The following is a 20,619-nucleotide window of genomic DNA, read 5'->3' on the forward strand; positions in this document are numbered from 1 at the left end:
CTGGTTTGGGAGTGAATCGATTAGATGTGTGAATTAATGCGAAATCTCGCGACCAAACTCGTCGCCATGGGAATGGCCTCTTTCCTTCTGGCTTCCGGCTGTAGTGGTGCGGCAGATGAGGCTCCGGCTGTTCTGGTTCCTGCAACTGGTGTTGTGAAGCTGAAGGGACAGCCACTTTCTGGGGTGTCCGTCTCATTTATTCCGGATTACGACACCAAAGGGACCGGCGGATTCGCGGCGACGGACTCGGAGGGGAAATTCGCAGTCAAGCATCAGTCAGGAAAAGACGGTATCGAGCCAGGGCGATATCGAATCGTTCTATCCCGGATGATGAAGTCGGATGGCAGCCCAATCCCAAGCGGCGAATCTGCAATGGATCATGGTGGCGTCGAGACCATTCCACTGAAGTACACGAGCCCCACCACAACGCCACTTCAGCCGAACTGCACCGATAAGAGTGAGCCAATGATCCTAGAACTCCAGGGCAAGTGACGCCTGCTGCCGAGCCCAACGTTGCGCCGCCGGGGAAGCAGAGCCATTTGTGGCTTTATGGTATTGTCTGCGCGCTGCCGATTCTCTTCGCGATCGCATATTTGCTCCTTGCGCCCCTGCGACGTAGTTCATCAGTGGAACGCGGAGGTTCGGAATTCCCGCGCTCGCCTTTGATGTTCGCCAAATCGACGATCGGGCCGGACGCCGTGACTCCTCCCTGGATCACGAACGTCCGGATCGCCGATCTCGACGGGGACGGCCGGTCGGACGTCCTCGCGTGCGACGCGCGTTTGAACACGGTCTGGTGGTATCGACAGACGCCGGCAGGCTCATGGGAAGAGCATCGGCTTGGCGAGGACCTAGTCGCCCCTGCCCATGCCACTGTCGTTGATCTGGATGGCGATGGCCGCAACGACGTGCTGGTCGCGGAACTGGGCAGCATCTGGCCCGAAGATGGCGTGATCGGGCGTGTCATCCTGCTGAAGAACGTGACGGAAGCGGCCGGGAAGGGGACGCCGCGCTTTGAAAAGCGGGTTGTTCTGGACGATGTGCGGCGCGTCAGCGATGTGCAGGCTGGCGATCTGAACGGTGACGGGCGGATCGACCTCGTCGTCGCGGCATTCGGCTACGACCGCGGCGAAGTGCTGTGGCTGGAGAACATGGGGGACCTCAAGTTTCGCGATCATTCGCTGCACTCCGCCCCAGGTGCCATTCACGTCCCCCTGGCCGATTTCAACCGGGACGGGCGGACCGACATCGTGACGATCGTTTCACAGGATGAAGAAGAACTGTGGGGCTTCGAGAACGTCGGAGAGGGGAAGTTTCAGTCGCGGAAGCTGTGGTCAACTCCGAACTTCGACCTGGGTTCGGCGGGACTCGTGGCTGATGACCTGGACCAGGATGGACTGATCGACCTGGTGCTGCCGGTGGGGGACAACCTCGAGGACATCAACAGCTATCCGCAGCCCTATCATGGTTGCCTGTGGTTTCGGAATCGGGGGGACTGGACGTTCGACGTCCAGCGGATCGCGACATTCGGGGGGACCTACGCCGCGGCCGTCGGCGATCTCAACGGCGACAGGCATCGCGACGTGGTCCTCGTGAGCATGTTCAACGACTGGGATGATCCGCGGCATGCGAGCATCATCTGGCTGGAGAATGACGGAAAGCAGAACTTCCGGCCGTGGCAGATCGACGAGAAGCCGACGCACCTGGTGACGGTCGATTGCGGCGACCTCAATGGAGACGGGCGGGACGACATCGTCGCTGGCGGGCTGCATCTGACATCGCCTTTCGACCGCCTCGGGCGGATGACGTCGTGGAGCCCGACGACAAAGGGGACGCCATGAGCCGTGTCACTCTTCCGGCCGTGCTGATTGCCCTGGAGTTACTGGCAGGTGGTGCGGCGATTGGCTGGCGGTTGACGCAGCGCGTGCCGCCGGAGGTCCAGTGGGCGCGGCTGGATCCCGCGACGGCGGAAGAGCTGCGCGAACTGCGCACGCGCGTTGGGCGTTCGCCCGAACGATGGCTGCAGCTGGGGGAGGCCTACCTGGCGTTCGGGTTCTTACCGGAGGCCGAAGCGACGCTGGCCGAGTCGCTCCGGCTGGAGCCCGACTCCTTCGATATCCGGTATGCCCGGGGCTACGCGCTTCAGAGACTGGGACGCCTCGATGAGGCGATCGACCAATTGCAGCAGGCGGCCGAAATCGCCCCGCCGGTGAAGGAATCGACGTGCTGGTATCACATCGGTCGCGGCCAGCTGCGGAAAGAGGCGACCAACGCGGCGGAACTGGCGTTTCGACGGCATCCCAATTTTCCGCCGTCGGCTTTCCAGCTCGCAAAGATTCTTGTCCGTTCCGATCGGGCCAAAGAGGCGCTTCCGATTCTCGATGAACTGGATCGAAGGTTCCCCGGATCGCTGCAGCCGAGACAACTTCGTGCGCTGGCAGAGGAGGCATTGAAGACAGGCTCAGAGCCTGCCCGGACCCGTCGGCTCATTGAAACGGCCCCGGAGAAGGTGCAGCTGACGGATCATCACCAGTTCCTCGGGCCGACGCGCTTTCGCTACGGGGCGGGCTCGAAAGTGGCGGCGTTTCAGAAGTGGCGTTCCCAGGGGCAGGACAAGGCGGCCGCCGCGGGGTTCCTGGAACTGATGGAGAGCCTCAACGCGGAAGACCAGCACAAACTTGCCCCGATGCTCGCCGAACTGGAACTCCAGCTTCAACAGCCGGAGATCACGGAACGTCTGCTGATGGACTATTTCGAATCGGCGGCCGTGACGCCCAAAACTCTGATGCTGTTCGGCGATGCGCATACGATGCAGCGGCATTGGGACCAGGCGCTGGAGATCTACCTGCGCGTGCTCCAGATGCGGCCGGACAGCGAGATTCATCGTCGCCTGTCGCTGTGTTTCGAGCGGGTCAAAGACGCCGACAAGGCCCGCTTTCATACGGCCCGTGCGCTTTGTTACGAGGGAATCGAGGCGTTCCGTCGGAATGAGCTTCCCGAGGCGCTGGCCGCGCTGAACGAATCGGTCCGCTTGGATCCCGCGCAGGACCTTGCGTGGTTCTACCTGGGGGAAGCGGAGTCGAGCAGTGGCAATCAACTGATGGCTCGGCAGGCCTACGAGAAATGCCTGGTGCTGAATCCTCACTTCGGCCGGGCCGCGGTCGTGCTTGGGGAATCGGCCCTCTGACGCGGTCCTCGATCAGCGATCTTCGCGTTCCGAAAACATTCAGGTTCTTTCAGGCGCGGCCGTGCGATAGACTGGCGAGCGCCGAACAAGAAGTTCGGGCGTCCCGTCGGCCGTGGCAGGCATGCCGAGTGTTGCGGGGAAGCCGGTTTCAATGCTGCAACCGCCTCCGCCGCCATGATCTACCAGAACCCCTCGGATGACGTGCTGCGCAGTGCGCATCTCATCACGCTGTATGACCCGCGCGTTCCGGGCTGGAACCTCATCCTGATCGATGAAGTCGATCGAGGAACCTACACCGGCAAGACGTGGAACGTCGTCGACATCGCGGCCGATTCGACCGACCCCGCCGCCGTCCAGCAATGGCGCGACTCGATTGCCCATATCCGCTCGACTGGGCCCGAGGGCTGAGAAGGGCTGCAGGGCCTGAGAGGGGGAGGCCGACTCTCGACCGTCGCCTTCGGCTGGTTTACGCTGGCGGATCGGGACTCTCCCTGACGCTCAAGTGGAGTGGAGTCGATGCGACTTGGTTGCGCGCCTGTCTGTCTGTGGGGCCTGCTGGCCGTGATTGCGGCCTGGGCCGCGGCGCCGTCATGCGGCGCTGATCCTGCTCCCGATTATTCCACGCAGGTTGCTCCGCTGCTGACGAAATACTGTGCCGGGTGTCACAAGTCGGACGAGCCGGAAGGGAAGTTCTCGGTCTCGACGTGGCCCGAACTCCAGAAGGGGGGGGAGCATGGCCCGGCGTTTCTGGCCGGCGACAGCGGTTCGAGCCGATTGATCCGGCTAATCACCGGCGCCAGCGATCCGAAGATGCCGCCGGAGGGCGAAACGCAGCCCACCGAAGGCGAAATCGCCGTTCTCAAGGCATGGATCGATTCCGGGGCGAAAGGTCCTTCGGGGAGTGAGCCGGATCGCCCCCGACTCGTCGTCCCCTCGATCGCCTCGCGGGTGAAGCGGCAGCCGGTGACAGCCATTGCTGCGTCGCCCGACGGCAGGCGACTGGCCGTAGCCGGGTTCGAGGCCGTGCACGTCCTGACGAGGGCCAACCTGGCGCGAGCTGATGCGCCGAAAGTGGGAGAGTGGGGAACGGTCCGGACGCTGACGGGGCTTGCGGGAAAGGTCCAGTCGCTCCATTTTTCGGCCGATTCCGAGCGTTTGATCTGCGCGTCAGGGGTGCCGGGCCTGGCCGGAAAGGCGTCGCTGTGGGAAGTGGTCGAGGGGCGTCTTGAGAAGCTGAGAGAATTCGAAGGTCATCGCGACACGGTCTATGACGCCGAACTGTCGCCGGATGGAAAACTCGTCGCGACGTGCAGCTACGACCGCCGCGCGATCCTGTGGGACGCCGAATCGGGCGCGCAGCTGCGGGTCCTCGAAGGACATACCGGGGCGATTTACGATGTCGCCTTCAGCCCCGACGGCAAGGTGGTTGCGACGGCCAGCGCCGACGATACGTGCAAGCTGTGGGCGGCCTCGACGGGCGAACGCCTCGATACGCTCATCCAGCCGCTGAAGGAATGTTACGCCGTCGCGTTTTCTCCCGATGGCGAACGGGTCCTCGCAGGCGGCGCCGACAGCCGGATCCGGGTGTGGCAGTTCGTCTCGAAGACGAAGCCCGCAATCAATCCCCAGATTGAAGCCCGCTTCGCCCACGAGGGCGCGATCCTGCAGATGGCGCTGACTCCAGATGGTTCGCGCCTGATCACGGCGGCGGACAACCGGACCATCAAGCTCTGGGAGACAACGCGGTTGACGGAGATTCACTTGTACGAGTCGCAGCCCTCGCTGCCTGTGGCCCTGGCCGTGTCGGGAGATGGGCGTGAGTTCTTCGTCGGGCGGCTCGATGGCTCACTGGCCCGCTACGACATCCCCCAGGCGAAGTCGACAGCGACGACGCTCCCCACGGTCGCCGCGACACCGGCGGAACCGATGCCGATGCCGTCTGAAATGGCGACGACTGCCGAGCAGGAGCCGAACAATGAGCCGGGCTCGGCCACGCCTATCACAGCTCCCGGGACGGCGACCGGCATTGTCCATTCGGCCGGCGACGACCGACCGGACGTCGACCATTTTCGATTCCCGGCCAAAGCCGGCCAGGCAATCGTGCTCGAGGTGAATGCGGCCCGGAGCAAGTCGCCGCTGGATTCCCAGATTGAAGTGCTGACGGCCGCCGGGGAGCGAATCCCGCGCGTCGAACTGCAGGCGGTGAAAGACTCGTATTTCACGTTCCGCGGCAAGAACGGGACCCAGGCCGACGACTTCCGCATCTTTAACTGGGAAGAGATGGAGCTGAACGAGCTGCTCTACTGCAACGGCGAGGTGGTGAAGCTCTGGCATTACCCGCGGGGGCCAGATTCCGGATTCCTCATGTACCCGGGTGAAGGATCTCGATGGGGATATTTCGACACGACGGGCCTCGCCCATGCGCTGGGTGAACCGTGCTATATCGTCCGTCCGCATGCGCCGGGGACGACGCTGATCCCGAACGGGCTCCCGGTGTTTACGGTGTACTCCGAGAACGACGACGACGCCCGCCGCGAACTCGGCTCCGATTCACGCCTCACGTTCACGGCGCCGGCCGATGGCGACTACATCGTCCGCCTGAAGGATGTGCGGGGCCAGGAGGGAGAGAAATACAACTACACCCTGACCGTGCGCCCCCCGAAGCCGAACTTCGAGGTCACGCTGCGCGACAGGAAGCTGGCCATCAGCCCCGGGAGCGGGAAGGAGTTCCGAATCACCGCCCGTCGTGATGACGGCTACGAAGGGCCGATCGAGGTAGCCATTTCCGGCTTAGCCGATGGGCTGACAGCGATTTCGCCTGTCGTGATCGAAGCGGGCCAGATCGAGGCCTTTGGCCTGATCTCCGCGCGGGCCGAGCTTGCCGAACTGCCTAAGGATATCGAAAAGTCGATTCAACTGACGGCGACCGCCCGGATCAACGACGCCGTCGTCGTGAAGGAGGTTGCCGGATTCAGCGAGTTCAAGCTCGGGCCGGCGGCGAAGGTGCTTCCCCGGATTGCGGTCAACGAATCGGGGGCGAGGCCGGTGGCCGCGCCGGAGAACGGTCCGCTCGAGTTCGAGATCGAGCCGGGCGAGACGATCATGCTGAAGCTGATCGTCGACCGGAAAGGATTTGACGGAGTTCTGCCGTTCGGAGTCGCCGATGCCGGACGCAACCTGCCGTATGGAGTGTATGTCGACAACATCGGCCTCAACGGGCTGCTGCTGCTCGACGGCCAGACGGAACGAGAGTTCTTCATCACGGCATCAAAGGTCGCGGCGGAACAGACACGTCCCTTCTTCGTCCGCACGACAGCCGATGGAGCCCAGGCGACTCCGCCTGTGATCCTCCACGTGCGGAAGAAGAAGCAGGTGGCGGGCCCGTAGGAGCCGGACTTTTCGCGCCGCTGCTATTCGTGCTTCCAGGCTGCCCTGGGGAGCGCGATTGCGTAGAGGACGGTCACGCCCCCCATGCCGACGAGCATGTAAGGGAGCCAGTCCGGCGGGTTGATGACGCGGCCCTGGCCGGTGGCGTCGGTGGTCAGCCAGCGGACGATGGTCGAGCCGCTGGGAGAGCAGGGGTGGAGCGTCACGGTCTGGACGAAGAACAGGATCGCGCCCACGCAGGCGACGTACACGCCGGTTCCGAGAAAAAGCGCGCGGGTCAACACGGTCGAAAACTCCTGACGATCCACCGTCGGCATCGTCAATGCCGGCGTCGATCTTCAGGCCGATTCCGAAGCCCGGATGCTTTTCAGAAAGATGCCCCGCGAGCAGTTCAACTGCGCGGGAGGATTGCGCCGATCATGCCGATCGGGAGGCCAGGACTTCGAGGAAGCGGTCGACCTGCGGATCGGTGCCGACGGTGATCCGGAGGCCATCGACGATCGATTCGTCCCCGGTTTTGCCGGCGAGCGCTCCGGGGAATCGCATGTAGCGGACCAGCACCCGATTCGATTTGAGAGACTCGTAGATGGCCTTGTGGCCTCCGGCCGGATGCGTGGCCCAGACGAAGTTGGCCTGGCTGTCGACGACGTGGAAACCGGCTTCGCGAAGTCGCGACGTGAGCCGTGCCCGCGTGGCAAGGACCTTGCGGCGATTCTCCAGCATCCAGGCCTGGTCGAGGATGGCCGCTTCGCCTCCCGCGAGGGCGAGTCCGTCGCAGTTATAGCTTTCCTTGATCTTCCGCATTCCGGCGATCAGTTCGGGATGCGCGACGGCAAAGCCGAGCCGCAGGCCGGCGAGGCTGTACGACTTGCTCAGCGTGCGTGTCACAACGATCCGCTTGCCTTCGGGCCGGTGCAGGAGTTCCATCCGGTGTGGCTGGTCACAAAAGTCGCCATAGGCTTCGTCGACGACGAGGATGCCGTGCGGCGGGAGGAGTTTCAGGAGGTCTTCATCCGACCAGCGATTGCCCGACGGGGAGTTGGGATTGGGAACGAAGACGAGTTTTGCGTTGGCCACGCGCGCGGCGATCGCATCGAAGTCCCACGACCAGTCGGGGTTGAGGACCAGCCGCTCGTAGCGACCGTCCTGCAGTCCGGCGAGGGTCTCGTAGAGGATGTAGCTCGGATAGGGAGAGAGGACGACATCGCCCGGATCAATGAAGGCCCGGAGCAGGATGGTGAGGTTTTCATCGCTGCCGTTGGCCGGCAGGATCCAGTCGGCGTCGAGGCCGAACAGGCCGGCGGCCGCCTTCCGAAACGACGTCCCGAGCGGATCGGGGTAGATGTTGAGGCGCGACGTAGCGGCGGCAATCGCGTCAGCCACGCGGGGGGAGGGAGGATAAGGATTCTCGTTCGTGTTCAGCTTCACCCAGCCCGATTCCTGCGGCTGCTCGCCCGGGACGTAGGCGGCGGTGCGGTCAATGGCAGGGCGGAAGAGGGACATGCGCGGACGAAGCTCAGGGACGACAAAGGGAAAAGGCCGGGCGAATCTCGGACGAAAATCGCGGGCGGCAAACGGGTGATGTAGCGAATCACCCGCCAAATGACACGCGGCCGGCGCCCGATGTTCGGCCGGCCGTGGGAGGCGGCCGGAACGATTACCTCAGGAGATTGCTGCCGCCCCGGGCGGTCCGCGTCGGCGTCTGGCCCGGCTCGTGGAAGTCCTTCAGTTCCATCGTCGTCTCCAGCCCGGCCGTCCTGGCCGTCTGCCGGACTTTTCCGAACTGCGGAACAAAGTCGTAGCTCATTGAAACCGACTCGCCGGCGGCCTGGAAGTTCTCCCCCGTGACACGGTGGGTCTTGAACGTCTGGTCCCGATCGCCGTTCGAGCTGCGCACGTGGAACTGGCCTTCGCTTGCGACAAAGTCCCCGCGGATCATCTTGTCGGCGACTTTCGACGCCACCGACCACTTCGCACCGGCCTGGGGAGGAAGACTCAGAAACTTGAGCGGGGGCTCGACTGGCTTTCCGGAAACGGCCACGCGGTAAACGCCATCGCTGCGGACGGCCAGGTGCTCAAAACTGACGACGCGGTCTTCATAAAGCGTGTCGATCCGGGCGCACAGCTCTCCTTGCATCTCTTCGTGTGCGGTCACCTTCTCCCGCACGATGAGGGGGCCCGACTGGAAAATCCACTGGGTTCCGACAGCGAGGGGATAGAGCTCGCAGCGGTCGAGAGTCGTCGATTCGGCTGCTGGAGCGTTGGTGTCGGCCGCCCTGGTCCAGGCGGTCGTGACGACCAGAACGATGGCGCAGGCCGTCATCAGCGGGCGAAAGTCGACGGGAACCCACGGGAATCTCGTTCGAGCTCGCAGGCCTGAATGCAGCATCCCGATGTCTCCCTGAGGGCGTCCGTGAGCGTCTTTCAAGGGTAGTTCAGATCGGGAACTCTCAACAATCGGTGTTTTTCGGGACAGCCAGCGTTTGGCAGCGAGTTGGCGCTGTTCCCTCATTTCGTTCAAGGACTTCTTGAAACGCATCGAAACTCACCGATAAAATCCGCCAGCCTCCGGCTCCCCATGCAGCGCTCCGTTTGACGGTCGATTGTATGCCGTGACCGTCGGCGAATTGTGATCGTCATCGTGAGCGATCACCAAGCACTGTCTCTAACATTGCAAAGAGGTCATGCCCAAGGCGTCCGACATTCGGGTCGTGGAAGCCGAGATTTCGTTTGAACCCTGCACGTTCCGTTCGCCGTTGAAGTTTGGCGGGCGAACCATGGAGCATTCCACGCTCATCAACGTGACGGTGTCGGTCGAAACTCGCGGCAAGAAGCATGCGGTGGGTTTTGGAAGCATGCCGGCCGGCAACATCTGGGCCTGGCCTTCCACTCAGGTCTCGCCCGAACAGACCGAGCAGGCGATGCTCGACTTCGCACAGGAAGTCGTCGACATCGCAACCACGTTCGATACCTACGAGCATCCGCTCGATCTGGTGTACGACCTTTCGGGTGAGTACGACCACCTGGGGAAAGTCGTCGCCAAGAAACTGGGCATGGAAGAGAGCATGCCCCGCCTCGCGGCGCTGGTGGCCGCCAGCCCCCTCGATGCGGCGATCCACGATGCATTCGGCCGGGTCAATCTGCAGAACAGCTACAACATGCTGTCGAAGCAGTACATGAACCGGGACCTGTCGGAATACCTCGACAAGGATTTCGCGGGGGAATACCTCGACAAGTACACGCTCCGCCAGCCGACGCCGACGCTGGGCCTGTACCATCTGGTCGGGGCCCTCGATGCGCTGACGCCGGCCGACGTCGAGAAGCCGATCAAGGACGGCCTGCCCGAATCGCTCGATGCGTGGATTGCCGCCGAGGGGCTGACGCACTTCAAGATCAAGCTGAACGGCGAGGAACTGGGCTGGGACGTGAATCGCGTTCTGTCAGTCGAGAAGGTCGTCGTCGAGGCCCAGCAGAAGAAGAAGGTCGCGAACTGGAACTACTCGCTCGATTTCAACGAGAAGTGCCCGAACGTCGACTACGTGCTCGACTTCCTGAAGAAGGTGAAAGAGCAGGCGCCGAGCGCGTACGACCGCATCCAGTACATCGAGCAGCCGACGCATCGGGACCTCAAGGCGAGCTCTGAAAACAAGATGCACGCCGCCGCGAAGCTGAAGCCGGTGGTGATCGATGAATCGCTCATCGATTACGACGCCCTGCTGATGGCCCGGGACCTCGGCTACAGCGGCGTGGCGCTGAAGGCCTGCAAGGGGCACAGCGAGGCGCTGTTCGCTGCCGCCGCCGCCCAGAAATTCGGGATGTTCCTGTGCGTGCAGGACCTGACCTGCCCTGGCGCGGCCTTCCTGCATTCCGCCAGTCTCGCGGCCCGGGTCCCCGGCGTCTCGACGATCGAAGGGAATGCACGGCAATACTGCCCGAGCGCGAACAGGAAACTGGCCCGCACTTTCCCGGGGCTGTTCGACATCAAGGACGGCACGATCAACACGAGCGTGCTGACGGCCGACGGACTCGGTTGGTAATCGTCATGTCATCCACAAACACCCCGGCTGCTTCCTGGCAGGCGGGGTGTTTTGCGTTTGGACCGGTCGCTGTTGCTGCTCTCACCCCGGCTGGATTGGATCGCTCATGCGTACGACGTTGAATGTGGTGCTTGCCCTGCTGATCGTTTTCGCCACGGGGGCGCTCGGGGCGCCGCCCGACCAGGCGGACGTGGTCATCTATGGCGGTACTCCGGGAGGCCTCGCTGCCGCGCTTGGGGCTGCGCGGGAAGGGGCTTCGGTCGTCCTCATTGAGCCGACACCGCGCGTCGGCGGATTGGTGACCAGCGGATTGAGTCATACGGACTTTCATTCGTTGGAAAGCCTCACCGGAGCGTTCCTCGAGTTCAGCCGCCGCGTCGAGGCGCACTACGCCAAGGAATACGGCCCGGAGAGCCAGCACGTTCGCGATTGCTGGCGAGGAGTGTTCGCCGAACCGAAGGTGAACCTTGCGGTGTTCGAGGCGATGCTGGCGGAGCAACCCTCCATCACCGTGCTTCGAAGCACCGTGCTGGTTGGGCCAACGTTATCGGACAAACGCCACGTGGAGTCGCTGAAGCTGCGGGGAGCCGGTGGCGACGAATTCGCCATTCACGGCAAGGTGTTCATCGACGCGACGTACGAGGGGGACCTGATGGCGGCCGCGGGGGTTCCGTGGTCGGCCGGCCGCGAAGGGCGCGGCGAGTTCGGTGAATCGCTGGCTCCCGAGGAGCCCGATGGCCAGCTTCAGGCCTACAACTTCCGGTTCATCATGACGAACGACCCGGCGAACCGCGTGACGCCCGTGGCGCCTGCGGGGTATCGCCGGGAGGACTTCGTCGGCATCATTCCGGTCCTGGAGACCGGGAAGATCAAGAAGGTTTTCGACTACCCACGGGAGTGCCTGTTCAAGGCCCAGACGCCGCCGCTTCCGAACGCCAAGTACGACATCAACGACGTGTCGCAGGGCCTGGTGCGACTCTCACTGCCGGGCAAGAACCTGGGTTGGCCGACGGGTGATGCCGCCACTCGGGCCGCGGTTTTCGCGGAGCACGTGCGTGATCAGGTCGGCCTTCTGTACTTCCTGCAGAACGACGATGCGGTCCCCGCGAAATTCCGCGATGAGGCCCGTGAGTGGGGGTGGTGCAAGGATGAATTCACCGAGACCGGAGGGCTGCCGCCGCAGCTGTATGTTCGCGAGGCCCGGCGGATGCGCGGACAGTACGTCTTCAAGCAGCAGGACAGCATGCATACCCCCGGCGATGCGCGAGCCGTGCTGCACGAGGACGCGATTGCGATGGGCGACTACGGCAACAATTGCCATGGAACGCTGCACGAAGGTCCTCGATTCGGAGGGAAGCACACGGGCGAGTTCTACAACCCGGTCCCTCCGTATCAGATTCCCTATGGCGTGCTCCTGCCTTCCGAGATGACGAACCTGCTGGTTCCCGTGGCGGCGTCGTCGACGCATGTGGGATTCTGTGCGCTGCGTCTCGAACCGATCTGGATGTCGCTGGGCCAGGCGGCCGGGCATGCCGCGGGAGTCGCGGCGAAATCAGGCATCGCGGTCCAGAAAGTCGACGTCCCGGCCCTGCAGCGAAAGCTGCACAGTCGGGGGAGTTCGACGATCTATGTCAGCGACGTGCTCCCCGGGCATCCGCAGTTTGAAGCGGTGCAGTGGTGGGGCACGGCAGGCGGACTGCATGGACTGGCCTCGACTCCCGTGACCTCGCGAGGCATTCGCGGAAAGAAGCTGCATGGCCAGTACAGCGAAGCCGCCCCGGGCCACGCAGCGGAGCTCGATTGCGTCCTGGATGCCGAGCTTGCCGGGAAATGGCGGGAGATCGCGATCTCGCAGAACCTGTCCGCCGATGCGCTGCCCGCGGCGGACGGAAAGACAACGCGAGGCCGGTTCATCTCCGCCGCATTTGAGGCAACGAACAACGGACGATAACTCGCGAGTTATGTATTGCCAGACGCGAGGTGGCCTACGGATTCTTGCGCGCGTCCTTCAGGTCGGCTTTGCGAACATCCACACGCAGGACCAACGGATCCTGCGAGATCGCCTGCGCCGGAAACTTGCGGTCTTCAAATTCAAAGGGCGTCGTCCATTCCCGGTAGCTGACCTTCCAGGCGGTTGGGGGATAAGACATCGGGTGCGTGCCCGCGAACGTGCCGTCCTGGTCGGATTGAACGCCCGGAAAACTGTTCATAACGCTGTCCGGCTCCCTGCCTGGAATGTCCGGGTAGCCGTAGACAGTCCAGTCATGCAGCGGAGCGCCGTCGCGGTCGACGAGTCGGCCCTTGAGTTCCCGCGTCCGGTCAAAGTCGACCGGCGCGAGCTCGAAGCTCGTCACTCCCGCGGGAACCTCCATGCCGACTCCATAGCTCCCCTTGCGATTCGGTTTCCACCAGTCGACGTTGCAATAGCCTTCCGGAGAGCCCTGCAGCCGAAGCTGGATTGCTCCCGGCGGCACGATGGCTGTGAAGAATCCGTCACGGTCCGTCGTCAGCTCAAATTTCTCGAGCATCGACGAATTGTCTTCTGCGGAGTGACCGTAGATCAGCGTCAGCGCGTTGTCGGGCGCGCCTTCTTTCGTATCTCCCTTCCGCAGCTGTCCACGGACGCTCACACCTCGGACGAGCGGAATTCTTAAGGTCAAGGTTTCCGAAGGCATGACGGCGACGCGAAGCGGAACCATCGCTCGCCAGGGCTCCTGGGGAGGAAGAAACGGCGGTACAGTCACTCGCCCGGCGGCGATTCCGTCGATCCGAAAGTGCCCCACATCATCCGACTCCACCTCTTTTTCCCCCCAGATCGTCAGTCCCAAAACCGGTTCTTCGGAACGAGTCTGCACTCGAAACTTTCGACGCAGCCGGACCCCGGCGTCCTCAGCGGTGAACTGGCCAAGAATGGAACCCGTCGACGGCAGAATCACGGTGAACGTCGGGCCGGACTTCGCCGGGCGACGATTGAGAAAGAAATTCGGATCGAGCCGAACATCGGCCATCCCATCACGGGATATCAGGATGCCATCGATCGCATCCGGCAGAACATGCTCGATCCACGCATCGCCACGGTCATTGGTCGTACCGGTCAGCCCCTCACGCCATGGCGGCGGAAATGGGAATCCGATTGTGTATCGTCCTCTTTGCGATAAGACGCGGACTCGCACGCCCGGTGCGGGACGCTGATCGATGTCCAGGACCCGCACGATCGTCTCGACCGCTGGGACCAGCTTCAGCTTCACCGGATGCGACACATGCCGTTTGAGCGTCGACGTGCTCGACTGCGGAACCTGCCCCTCAGCGATCGCCCAGACCGTGCCCTGTTGAAGCGACGGATCCAGGCCTTCCGGGACGACCAGTCGGAATGTTCCATCCGCCGCCGTCTGAGCGACGGACGCGAAGTCCCCATTCGGCAGCCGAGTCTCGCGATCATAACGCCAGACCTGCAGGCCGATGTCGGCGCCGTTCACCGGCATTCCGGCCTGATCGACGACCGTTCCGGTGATAACGCGTTCCTCAGGCGACGCCCGCTTCTTCGCGTCCTGTCCCGAAACCGCAGCGCACAGTATTGCGCCGAAGCAGGCGGCTACAGCCAACCGGTAGCCCATGGGTTTCTTTTCCTTGCATCTTTCGCCGCCGTTGCCCGAGTGGCACCATACCCCTGTCGGTGATGGGATGCCAAGCCGGCCCTGCTCACACTTGCCGGCGCTTGGCCCGCGCCTTCACTATGATTGCATCAACGAACCGTCCGATCATCGGGACGCGATCGCGTCCTACGGCGGTTTGCATCCCGGTCATTAAAACTCAGTCAGGGAGTACGCGTCCACGGCCACTCGGCCCGGGCGCAGGAGTGCCTTATGCTCGTCCAGATGGAGTTGGCCCGGATCATCATCAGCGAGATCAACGATCAGCAGATCGTGTTTCTCAAGGAAGTCGATGGTCCCCGATCGTTCCCGATCGTCATTGGAATGTTCGAAGCCACGAGCATCGATCGCCGGATCCAGGGAAACGTTCCCCCGCGTCCCCTGACTCATGACCTTCTCAAGAGCACGATCACGGCTCTCGGCGGCGATCTGCAGGACGTCGTCATCACCAGCCTGCAGGAACACATCTACTACGCGGTGATCCGCATCCGCAAAGACGGCGAGCTGGTCGAAGTCGACTGCCGACCGAGCGACGCTCTCGCGCTGGCCGTCCACTACGAACCGCACGCCGAGATTTACGTCCATGAAGACGTGCTCGGCGAATTGGAATGATCGGCGTCGCCACTCAGGCGCCGCGGACGTCACGGGCCCCACAATGACACGATACGCGATTGTCTCATCGGTGCTGGCCGTTGTGGCTGCCGGACTCTGCGGCTGTGGCAGGGAATCGGCGCAGCCGGCTGCTGTTTCAAGCCCCGCTCCCGTGCCGGTCCCAGCGACCCCGGCGGCGGTGTCGTCTCCGGCCGCGGCTGAGCTTGCACCTTTGCCCGTCATTTCCCTCGGGGGAACAAAAACGCCGTCGGAAGGTGGGAAATCGGGGCCCGGCGCCGTCGACGCCTCTTCCGAATCTCGTCAGGCGGCCATTGCCGCCCTGCAGCCTCTCCAGCCGCTGCTGGGGAAATGGCGCGGCATCACCCGCAAAGAAGTCTCCGACTTCAAGGGGATCGAGGTGCCCGAATGGATCTGGGACCTGCGGACCGACCGGGCTCACCCGGCGCTGGTAATGTCCTCGCCGACGGGAGTCTATTACCGCCAGCTGCGGCTGACCGGCGGCGGCGAACCGGACAAGTTTCATCTCGTGGCCACCGATGCCGAGGGGCGCGAGCGTCGCATGGAGGGACGGCTGACGGAGCCCGTCGAGCAGTTCCAGGAGGGGGGCACGACCGTCCAAAGCAAGTTCAAGCTGCAGTTCGAGGAGAGCGGCGACGGTAAAGACCGCTGGCAGCTGGCGATCGCCCAGCAGAATAACGACCGCTACCTCGTGGAGCTGTCGCGGATCCGGCCGACGGGGCCGCAGCGGATCGACACGATCGGCCACCAGCGGGAAGGGACCTCGGTCGCGAAAAGCGATACCGATTTCGGGGAACGGAAGTGTATTATTTCCGGCGGCTTGGGAACGATCTCGGTGAGCTACAAGGGGAAGACGTACTGGGTCTGCTGCACGGGTTGCCAGGCGGCGTTCAATGAGGATCCGGAAGGCTGGTTGCGGGATGCGGCCAAGAAAGGAACTCCTTGATCGGGGACCGATGGGAGTTTTGTAGGACTGTTGAGAGTGAACACGGGCGGTCGTTTGTCTGCGGTGCTGTCGGTGAAGTTGCGGATCACGTCTTCTCCAGTCTCGGACGTTTCGGGCGAGCCATGCCGATCAAAGCCACTTGTGATGAGTGCTTTACGACCCTGAGTGTCGGTTCTCAGCACGCCGGCAAAATCGCCAGGTGCAAGACGTGCGGCGCCAAGGTCCGCATTCCGGCCGCGGGGGAGGAGGAGGAGGAACTGCTTTCGAGCGGCCAGGCTCTTTCCAGCGACGAGGACGAAGTACCAGCGCCGCGGCGGAGCCAACCCAAACCGGCGGCGGCCAGGAAAAAGAAGCCGGTCAAGAAAACTGACTCGGACGGGACTTCGGGAAAGGTAAAATCGGTCCTTGTCGCCGTGTTCGTCATCGGACTGTTCGGCCTGCGGTTTGCCGGCCGGATGTCGAAGCACTGGAAGGCGTACCAGGAGCGACAGGCGCAGAATGGCGCTCCGCAGTTCAGCGGAGGGGCGCAGCCGGCGGAACAACAGTCTCCGACGACGAACGCATCGATGTTCGACGCCTCCGCGACGACGTTCGGAGCTCCCGCGCAGACGGCGGATGCGTCCGCACTCTACTCGCTGACCGATTCACCCATTCAGCCGCCGACGTTCAGTCCCGCGACGTTCCGGGAAATTCCGACGTCGCATGCGAAGGCCCACCTCCAGTCGGTTCCGACTCCGGGAGCTTCGCCCGGCACGCTGATGACGCTGGGCGTCTATCTCCCGCCGGGGGAACACGAGCCTGGCTCGCTGCCGTGCATTCTGTTTGCGCCGGCGGGGACGCCGTTGATCCATGGCAATCCGCTTGATGGAAACCCGGAGAACCCAGAGTTTGCTCCATATGTGCGCGCGGGTTTCGCGGTGGTCGAGTTCTCGCTTGACGGATGGTACGACCGCGACAATCCCTCCGACGCCGCGGCCGCGAGGGCGTACCTGCAGTTTTCTGCGGCGAACGCGGGAGTGAAGAACGCCGATGCGGCGTTCCGGTTCGCAAAGACTCTCCCGTCGGTCAATCCGAAGCAGATCTACATCGCAGGGCACAGTTCTGCAGGCACACTGGCGCTGTTGTACGCCGCGCATCAGCCTGAACTTGCGGGATGCATCGCCTACGCTCCGCAGGTGGATGTGGAGGGACATCTGCGCGAGGCGCTTTCCGATCCGCGGGCCGATACGGCGCTGCCGGGCATCCGGGCGTTTGTGAAACGCAGCTCGCCCGATTCCCACATCTCCCAGATCAAAGTTCCGGTCTTCGCTTTTCATGCGACCCGCGATGATGTGACGAGTTGTGCGAAGACGCGGCAGTTCTGTGGTCAGCTGCAGCAGTCCGGCGGGATTGTGAAGTTCGTGGAGGTTCCCGGCGACGATCACTACCAGACGATGATCTCGCCCGGCCTGAAGAATGGCATTGAGTGGGTCGCCTCGCGTGGCGGATCGGTTCGCAGTGTGGCCGCTGATGCTCCAGCGACGCCATCCGGCGGATTCTCTCCGTCCCCGGCTCCTGCGGATGTGGCGATGACCTCTCCCTTCCGGCCAGCTCGCGGCATGTCCGAGCCGGCGTCCCCGGCCAGCTCACCCTTCCGGCCGGTGACAGCGACACCTGAGCCAGCGAGCATCGTTCCGCCTGCGCCGACGACGGAACCGCCGCAGACGACGATGGTGGAGGCGGAGTCGTCGCTCGAGGTTGGAAAACGGGTGCTGGCGCCGCGAGGGGCGAAATGGATGGGGGCTGAAGTCATGGAAGTCCTGCCGGGGGAACGGGTGAAGGTGCACTTCCTCAGCCTGCCAGCAGCCTTTGATGCGGAGCTGCCGTGGTCGCATGTGAGATTGCCAATGGCGGAAGCCGCGATCGGCAAGGACGACGTGGAGACCTTGCGCTATAACCTCGTCCGCGTCCCGCAGGGAGGCGTTTCGACGGTGAAACAGCCCACTGAGGACGCGCTTCTGGCGCTGGAGGGCTACCTGCCGGATTCGCTCGACATCGACGTGCGGAACAAGCGGGTGTCGCTGAAGGTCGTGAAGGGGAGTGCCGCGGAGTCCGAGGCGATGTTGGCCCTCGTCCGGGGGCAGTTGTTCGTCACGCCCTTCACACCCACCCGCCGCCGCTAGGCCGCCCGGACGTTCAACCTCCCCTCCGCACGGGCGAAGACTTCCCGGCTCGCTGTCAGGATCTCGCTTCGGCACGCGACGCAACCACCTTCCCAAAGGAAGGTTAAGGCCCAATGCCCCTACAGGCAGGCGAAGACTCGTCCCGATGCGCAACCCCTCCCGTCAGGGTGGAGAGTTCGTTCTTTGGCAACGCAAACAGGGGGTAATCAGCCCCGCGAGAGGGGGTGAAAAAACACTCCACTGCTCGTCACACATGTCACACGTGTCACAGGTCCAGAACTCCAATGTTTCAGACGGTTGTTCGCTGTCACAGGTCGTCACAGGTCTCTCCCAGGGGGCCGGCCTCCGCGACATCGAATGTTCACGTGCCCTTAAGTGAAGGTCGCGAGGCAGTCAAAAAGGCACCCTCCTGCCAAGGCATCGCCCTCGGGGTTGCTGCCAGAATGGCAAGGCGGGTTCCCTGTGGAGCTGAATTCAAACGCTTAACTCTCGGGAAATACGAGAGTTACTGCAGTTCTTAAAATCGCGATTGGCGCCGTTCGAACGGCACATCCTTTGCGAATCGGAACAGCCGAGGCAGCGTCTCCATACGCCATAGTGCCGCGGGCGTTCACGCGCGGTGAGTCAGGGAGTTTGAAAACATGGCCGTCTCCGGCGAAAAGATTATTGGCATCGATCTGGGCACCACGAACTCCGTCGTCAGTGTCATGGAGTCGGGCGAAGTGAAGGTGATTCCCAACCAGGAAGGGAATCGGATTACTCCTTCGGTGGTCGCCTACACCGACAAAGGGGACGTTCTCGTCGGCGACCCGGCCAAGCGCCAGGCCGTCACCAATCCCAAGAACACGATCTACTCGATCAAGCGGTTCATGGGGCGTCGACACAATGAAGTCGAGTCGGAAGAGAAGATCGTTCCGTACAAGGTTGTCGGCGGACGCGACGAGTACGTGAAGGTTGAGGTCAACGGGAAGCAGTACACGCCTCCCGAAATCTCGGCCAAGATCCTTCAGAAGCTGAAGGAAGCGGCGGAGAACTACCTCGGCCACAAGGTCAACAAGGCGGTGATCACCGTCCCGGCCTACTTCAACGACGCTCAGCGTCAGGCCACGAAAGACGCCGGGCAGATCTCGGGTCTCGAGGTGATGCGAATCATCAACGAGCCGACGGCCGCCGCGCTGGCCTATGGCCTCGAGAAGAAGAAGGAAGAGAAGATCTGCGTCTTCGACCTCGGCGGCGGCACGTTCGACGTGTCGGTGCTGGAAGTCGAGGAAGGCTCGGTCGAAGTGCTCTCGACGAACGGCGACACCCATCTGGGCGGAGACGACTTTGACGAAGAGCTGATCAACTTCATCGCCGACGACTTCAAGAAGAAGGAAGGCGTCGACCTGCGGAAGGATCCGATGGCGCTCCAGCGTCTTCGCGAAGCCGCGGAAAAGGCGAAGAAGGAACTGTCGAGCTCGCAGAACACCGACATCAACCTGCCGTTCATCACGGCCGATGCCTCGGGAGCGAAGCACCTGCAGATGTCGATCAGCCGTGCTCAGTTTGAGCGCCTGATCGACAAGCTGGTCGAGCGCTGCCGCAAGCCGGTCGTGCAGGCCCTGGCCGATGCGAAGCTGAAGCCCGAGCAGATTGACGAAGTGGTCCTCGTGGGTGGTTCGACCCGCGTGCCGATGGTCGTCGAATTCGTGAAGAAGATCTTCAACGGGAAAGAGCCTCACAAAGGCGTGAACCCCGATGAAGTCGTGTCGATCGGCGCCGCCATCCAGGGCGCCGTGCTGACCGGCGACGTGAAGGATGTGGTCCTGCTCGACGTGACTCCGCTCTCCCTCGGCATCGAAACCGAAGGCGGCGTGATGACCAATCTCGTCGATCGGAATACCACGATCCCGGTGACCAAGTCGCAGACGTTCTCGACCGCCTCGGACAACCAGACGGCCGTGACCGTGCGGGTGTTCCAGGGTGAACGCCCGATGGCGAACGACAACCGGCTGCTTGACCAGTTCAACCTGGAAGGCATTCCTCCCGCGCCGCGGGGCATGCCGCAGGTCGAAGTGACCTTCGACATCGACGTGAACGGCATCCTGTCGGTCTCGGCGAAGGACAAGGCCTCGGGCAAGCAGCATCAGGTGAAGATCCAGCAGTCGTCCGGTCTCTCGAAAGACGAGATCGAGAAGATGAAGCGGGATGCCGATTCGCATGCGGCCGAGGACAAGAAGAAGCGTGAACTGGCCGAGGCCCGCAACAAGGCGGAACACCTCGTCTACCAGACCGAGAAGCTGATGAAGGAGCACGCGGACAAGTTGGACGCGGGATCCAAGTCGGCGGTCGAGAGCGCTTCGGCGAAGGTGAACGAAGCCTTGAAGGGGGATGACGTCGCCGCGATCAACTCGGCGGCGGAGAACCTCGAACAGGCGACGCACGCCCTGTCGAAGCACATGTATGAATCGGCTCAGGCAGGCGGCGGCGCCGCTCCCGGCGATGCAGCCGGAAACGGCCAGCCTGCGGGCGGAGACGAGAACGTGATTGATGCGGAGTTTGAGAAGAAGGAGTAGTCGACTCCTTCCATCAGACGCGACTCACCAGGGCCCCGGAACGATCGTTCCGGGGCCCTGTTTCG

At 63.1% G+C, this 20,619-nt stretch carries 15 protein-coding genes; 11 read left to right on the forward strand and 4 right to left on the reverse strand.

The window, feature by feature from the left end:
- Positions 1 to 36: 36 nt before the first annotated feature.
- The 5 genes from Pan44_RS21120 (at position 37) to Pan44_RS21140 (ending at position 6,574) form a co-directional block, all read left to right on the forward strand.
- Entirely contained in the window at positions 37 to 492 is a 456-nt protein-coding gene (locus Pan44_RS21120; RefSeq protein WP_145033520.1) for a carboxypeptidase-like regulatory domain-containing protein, read from the forward strand.
- Between the two features lie 173 nt (positions 493 to 665).
- On the forward strand, positions 666 to 1,841 hold the full coding sequence (locus Pan44_RS21125) for an FG-GAP repeat domain-containing protein (RefSeq protein WP_145033524.1): 1,176 nt from the start codon (positions 666 to 668) through the stop codon (positions 1,839 to 1,841).
- Positions 1,838 to 3,187: a tetratricopeptide repeat protein gene (locus Pan44_RS21130; protein WP_145033527.1), complete on the forward strand. Its 1,350-nt coding sequence runs from the start codon at positions 1,838 to 1,840 to the stop codon at positions 3,185 to 3,187. The genes Pan44_RS21125 and Pan44_RS21130 overlap by 4 nt, the downstream gene beginning before the upstream one ends.
- A gap of 174 nt (positions 3,188 to 3,361) precedes the next feature.
- Positions 3,362 to 3,595 (forward strand): C2 domain-containing protein, encoded by a 234-nt coding sequence (locus tag Pan44_RS21135; protein WP_145033530.1) that lies wholly within the window; start codon positions 3,362 to 3,364, stop codon positions 3,593 to 3,595.
- Between the two features lie 108 nt (positions 3,596 to 3,703).
- Positions 3,704 to 6,574, forward strand: coding sequence for a c-type cytochrome domain-containing protein (locus Pan44_RS21140; protein WP_145033533.1), 2,871 nt, complete (start codon positions 3,704 to 3,706; stop codon positions 6,572 to 6,574).
- A gap of 23 nt (positions 6,575 to 6,597) precedes the next feature.
- Here the strand turns inward: Pan44_RS21140 and Pan44_RS21145 are convergent, their stop codons facing one another.
- The 3 genes from Pan44_RS21145 to Pan44_RS21155 form a co-directional block, all read right to left on the reverse strand.
- Positions 6,598 to 6,891: a hypothetical protein gene (locus tag Pan44_RS21145; RefSeq protein ID WP_145033537.1), complete on the reverse strand. Its 294-nt coding sequence runs from the start codon at positions 6,889 to 6,891 to the stop codon at positions 6,598 to 6,600.
- A gap of 100 nt (positions 6,892 to 6,991) precedes the next feature.
- Entirely contained in the window at positions 6,992 to 8,077 is a 1,086-nt protein-coding gene (gene hisC / locus Pan44_RS21150) for a histidinol-phosphate transaminase (RefSeq protein ID WP_145033541.1), read from the reverse strand.
- 154 nt (positions 8,078 to 8,231) lie between these two features.
- Positions 8,232 to 8,963: a hypothetical protein gene (locus tag Pan44_RS21155; RefSeq protein WP_145033544.1), complete on the reverse strand. Its 732-nt coding sequence runs from the start codon at positions 8,961 to 8,963 to the stop codon at positions 8,232 to 8,234.
- A gap of 295 nt (positions 8,964 to 9,258) precedes the next feature.
- Between Pan44_RS21155 and Pan44_RS21160 the strand changes: the two genes are divergently transcribed.
- Both Pan44_RS21160 and Pan44_RS21165 read left to right on the forward strand, forming a co-directional pair.
- Positions 9,259 to 10,611 carry an enolase C-terminal domain-like protein gene (locus tag Pan44_RS21160; RefSeq protein WP_145033547.1) on the forward strand — a complete coding sequence of 451 codons (1,353 nt, stop codon included), beginning with the start codon at positions 9,259 to 9,261 and terminating at the stop codon, positions 10,609 to 10,611.
- Positions 10,612 to 10,717: 106 nt separating this feature from the next.
- Positions 10,718 to 12,562, forward strand: a complete 1,845-nt coding sequence (locus Pan44_RS21165) for an FAD-dependent oxidoreductase (protein WP_145033550.1) — start codon at positions 10,718 to 10,720, stop codon at positions 12,560 to 12,562.
- A gap of 34 nt (positions 12,563 to 12,596) precedes the next feature.
- Here Pan44_RS21165 and Pan44_RS21170 read toward each other — a convergent pair whose 3' ends face one another.
- Positions 12,597 to 14,225: a hypothetical protein gene (locus Pan44_RS21170; protein ID WP_145033553.1), complete on the reverse strand. Its 1,629-nt coding sequence runs from the start codon at positions 14,223 to 14,225 to the stop codon at positions 12,597 to 12,599.
- Between the two features lie 249 nt (positions 14,226 to 14,474).
- On the opposite strand from Pan44_RS21170, the gene Pan44_RS21175 reads away from it, so the two are divergent.
- From Pan44_RS21175 to dnaK, 4 genes are all read left to right on the forward strand, one after another.
- Positions 14,475 to 14,873: a bifunctional nuclease family protein gene (locus Pan44_RS21175; RefSeq protein WP_145033556.1), complete on the forward strand. Its 399-nt coding sequence runs from the start codon at positions 14,475 to 14,477 to the stop codon at positions 14,871 to 14,873.
- A 211-nt stretch (positions 14,874 to 15,084) separates the two neighbouring features.
- Positions 15,085 to 15,837 carry a hypothetical protein gene (locus Pan44_RS27530; RefSeq protein WP_197453535.1) on the forward strand — a complete coding sequence of 251 codons (753 nt, stop codon included), beginning with the start codon at positions 15,085 to 15,087 and terminating at the stop codon, positions 15,835 to 15,837.
- A gap of 122 nt (positions 15,838 to 15,959) precedes the next feature.
- Positions 15,960 to 17,999 (forward strand): alpha/beta hydrolase family protein, encoded by a 2,040-nt coding sequence (locus Pan44_RS21185; protein ID WP_145033559.1) that lies wholly within the window; start codon positions 15,960 to 15,962, stop codon positions 17,997 to 17,999.
- A gap of 641 nt (positions 18,000 to 18,640) precedes the next feature.
- A complete protein-coding gene (gene dnaK / locus Pan44_RS21190; RefSeq protein WP_145033563.1) occupies positions 18,641 to 20,554 on the forward strand; it encodes a molecular chaperone DnaK in 1,914 nt (637 codons plus the stop codon).
- Positions 20,555 to 20,619 lie beyond the last annotated feature (65 nt).

This window comes from Caulifigura coniformis (assembly GCF_007745175.1).
GTDB lineage: Bacteria > Planctomycetota > Planctomycetia > Planctomycetales > Planctomycetaceae > Caulifigura > Caulifigura coniformis.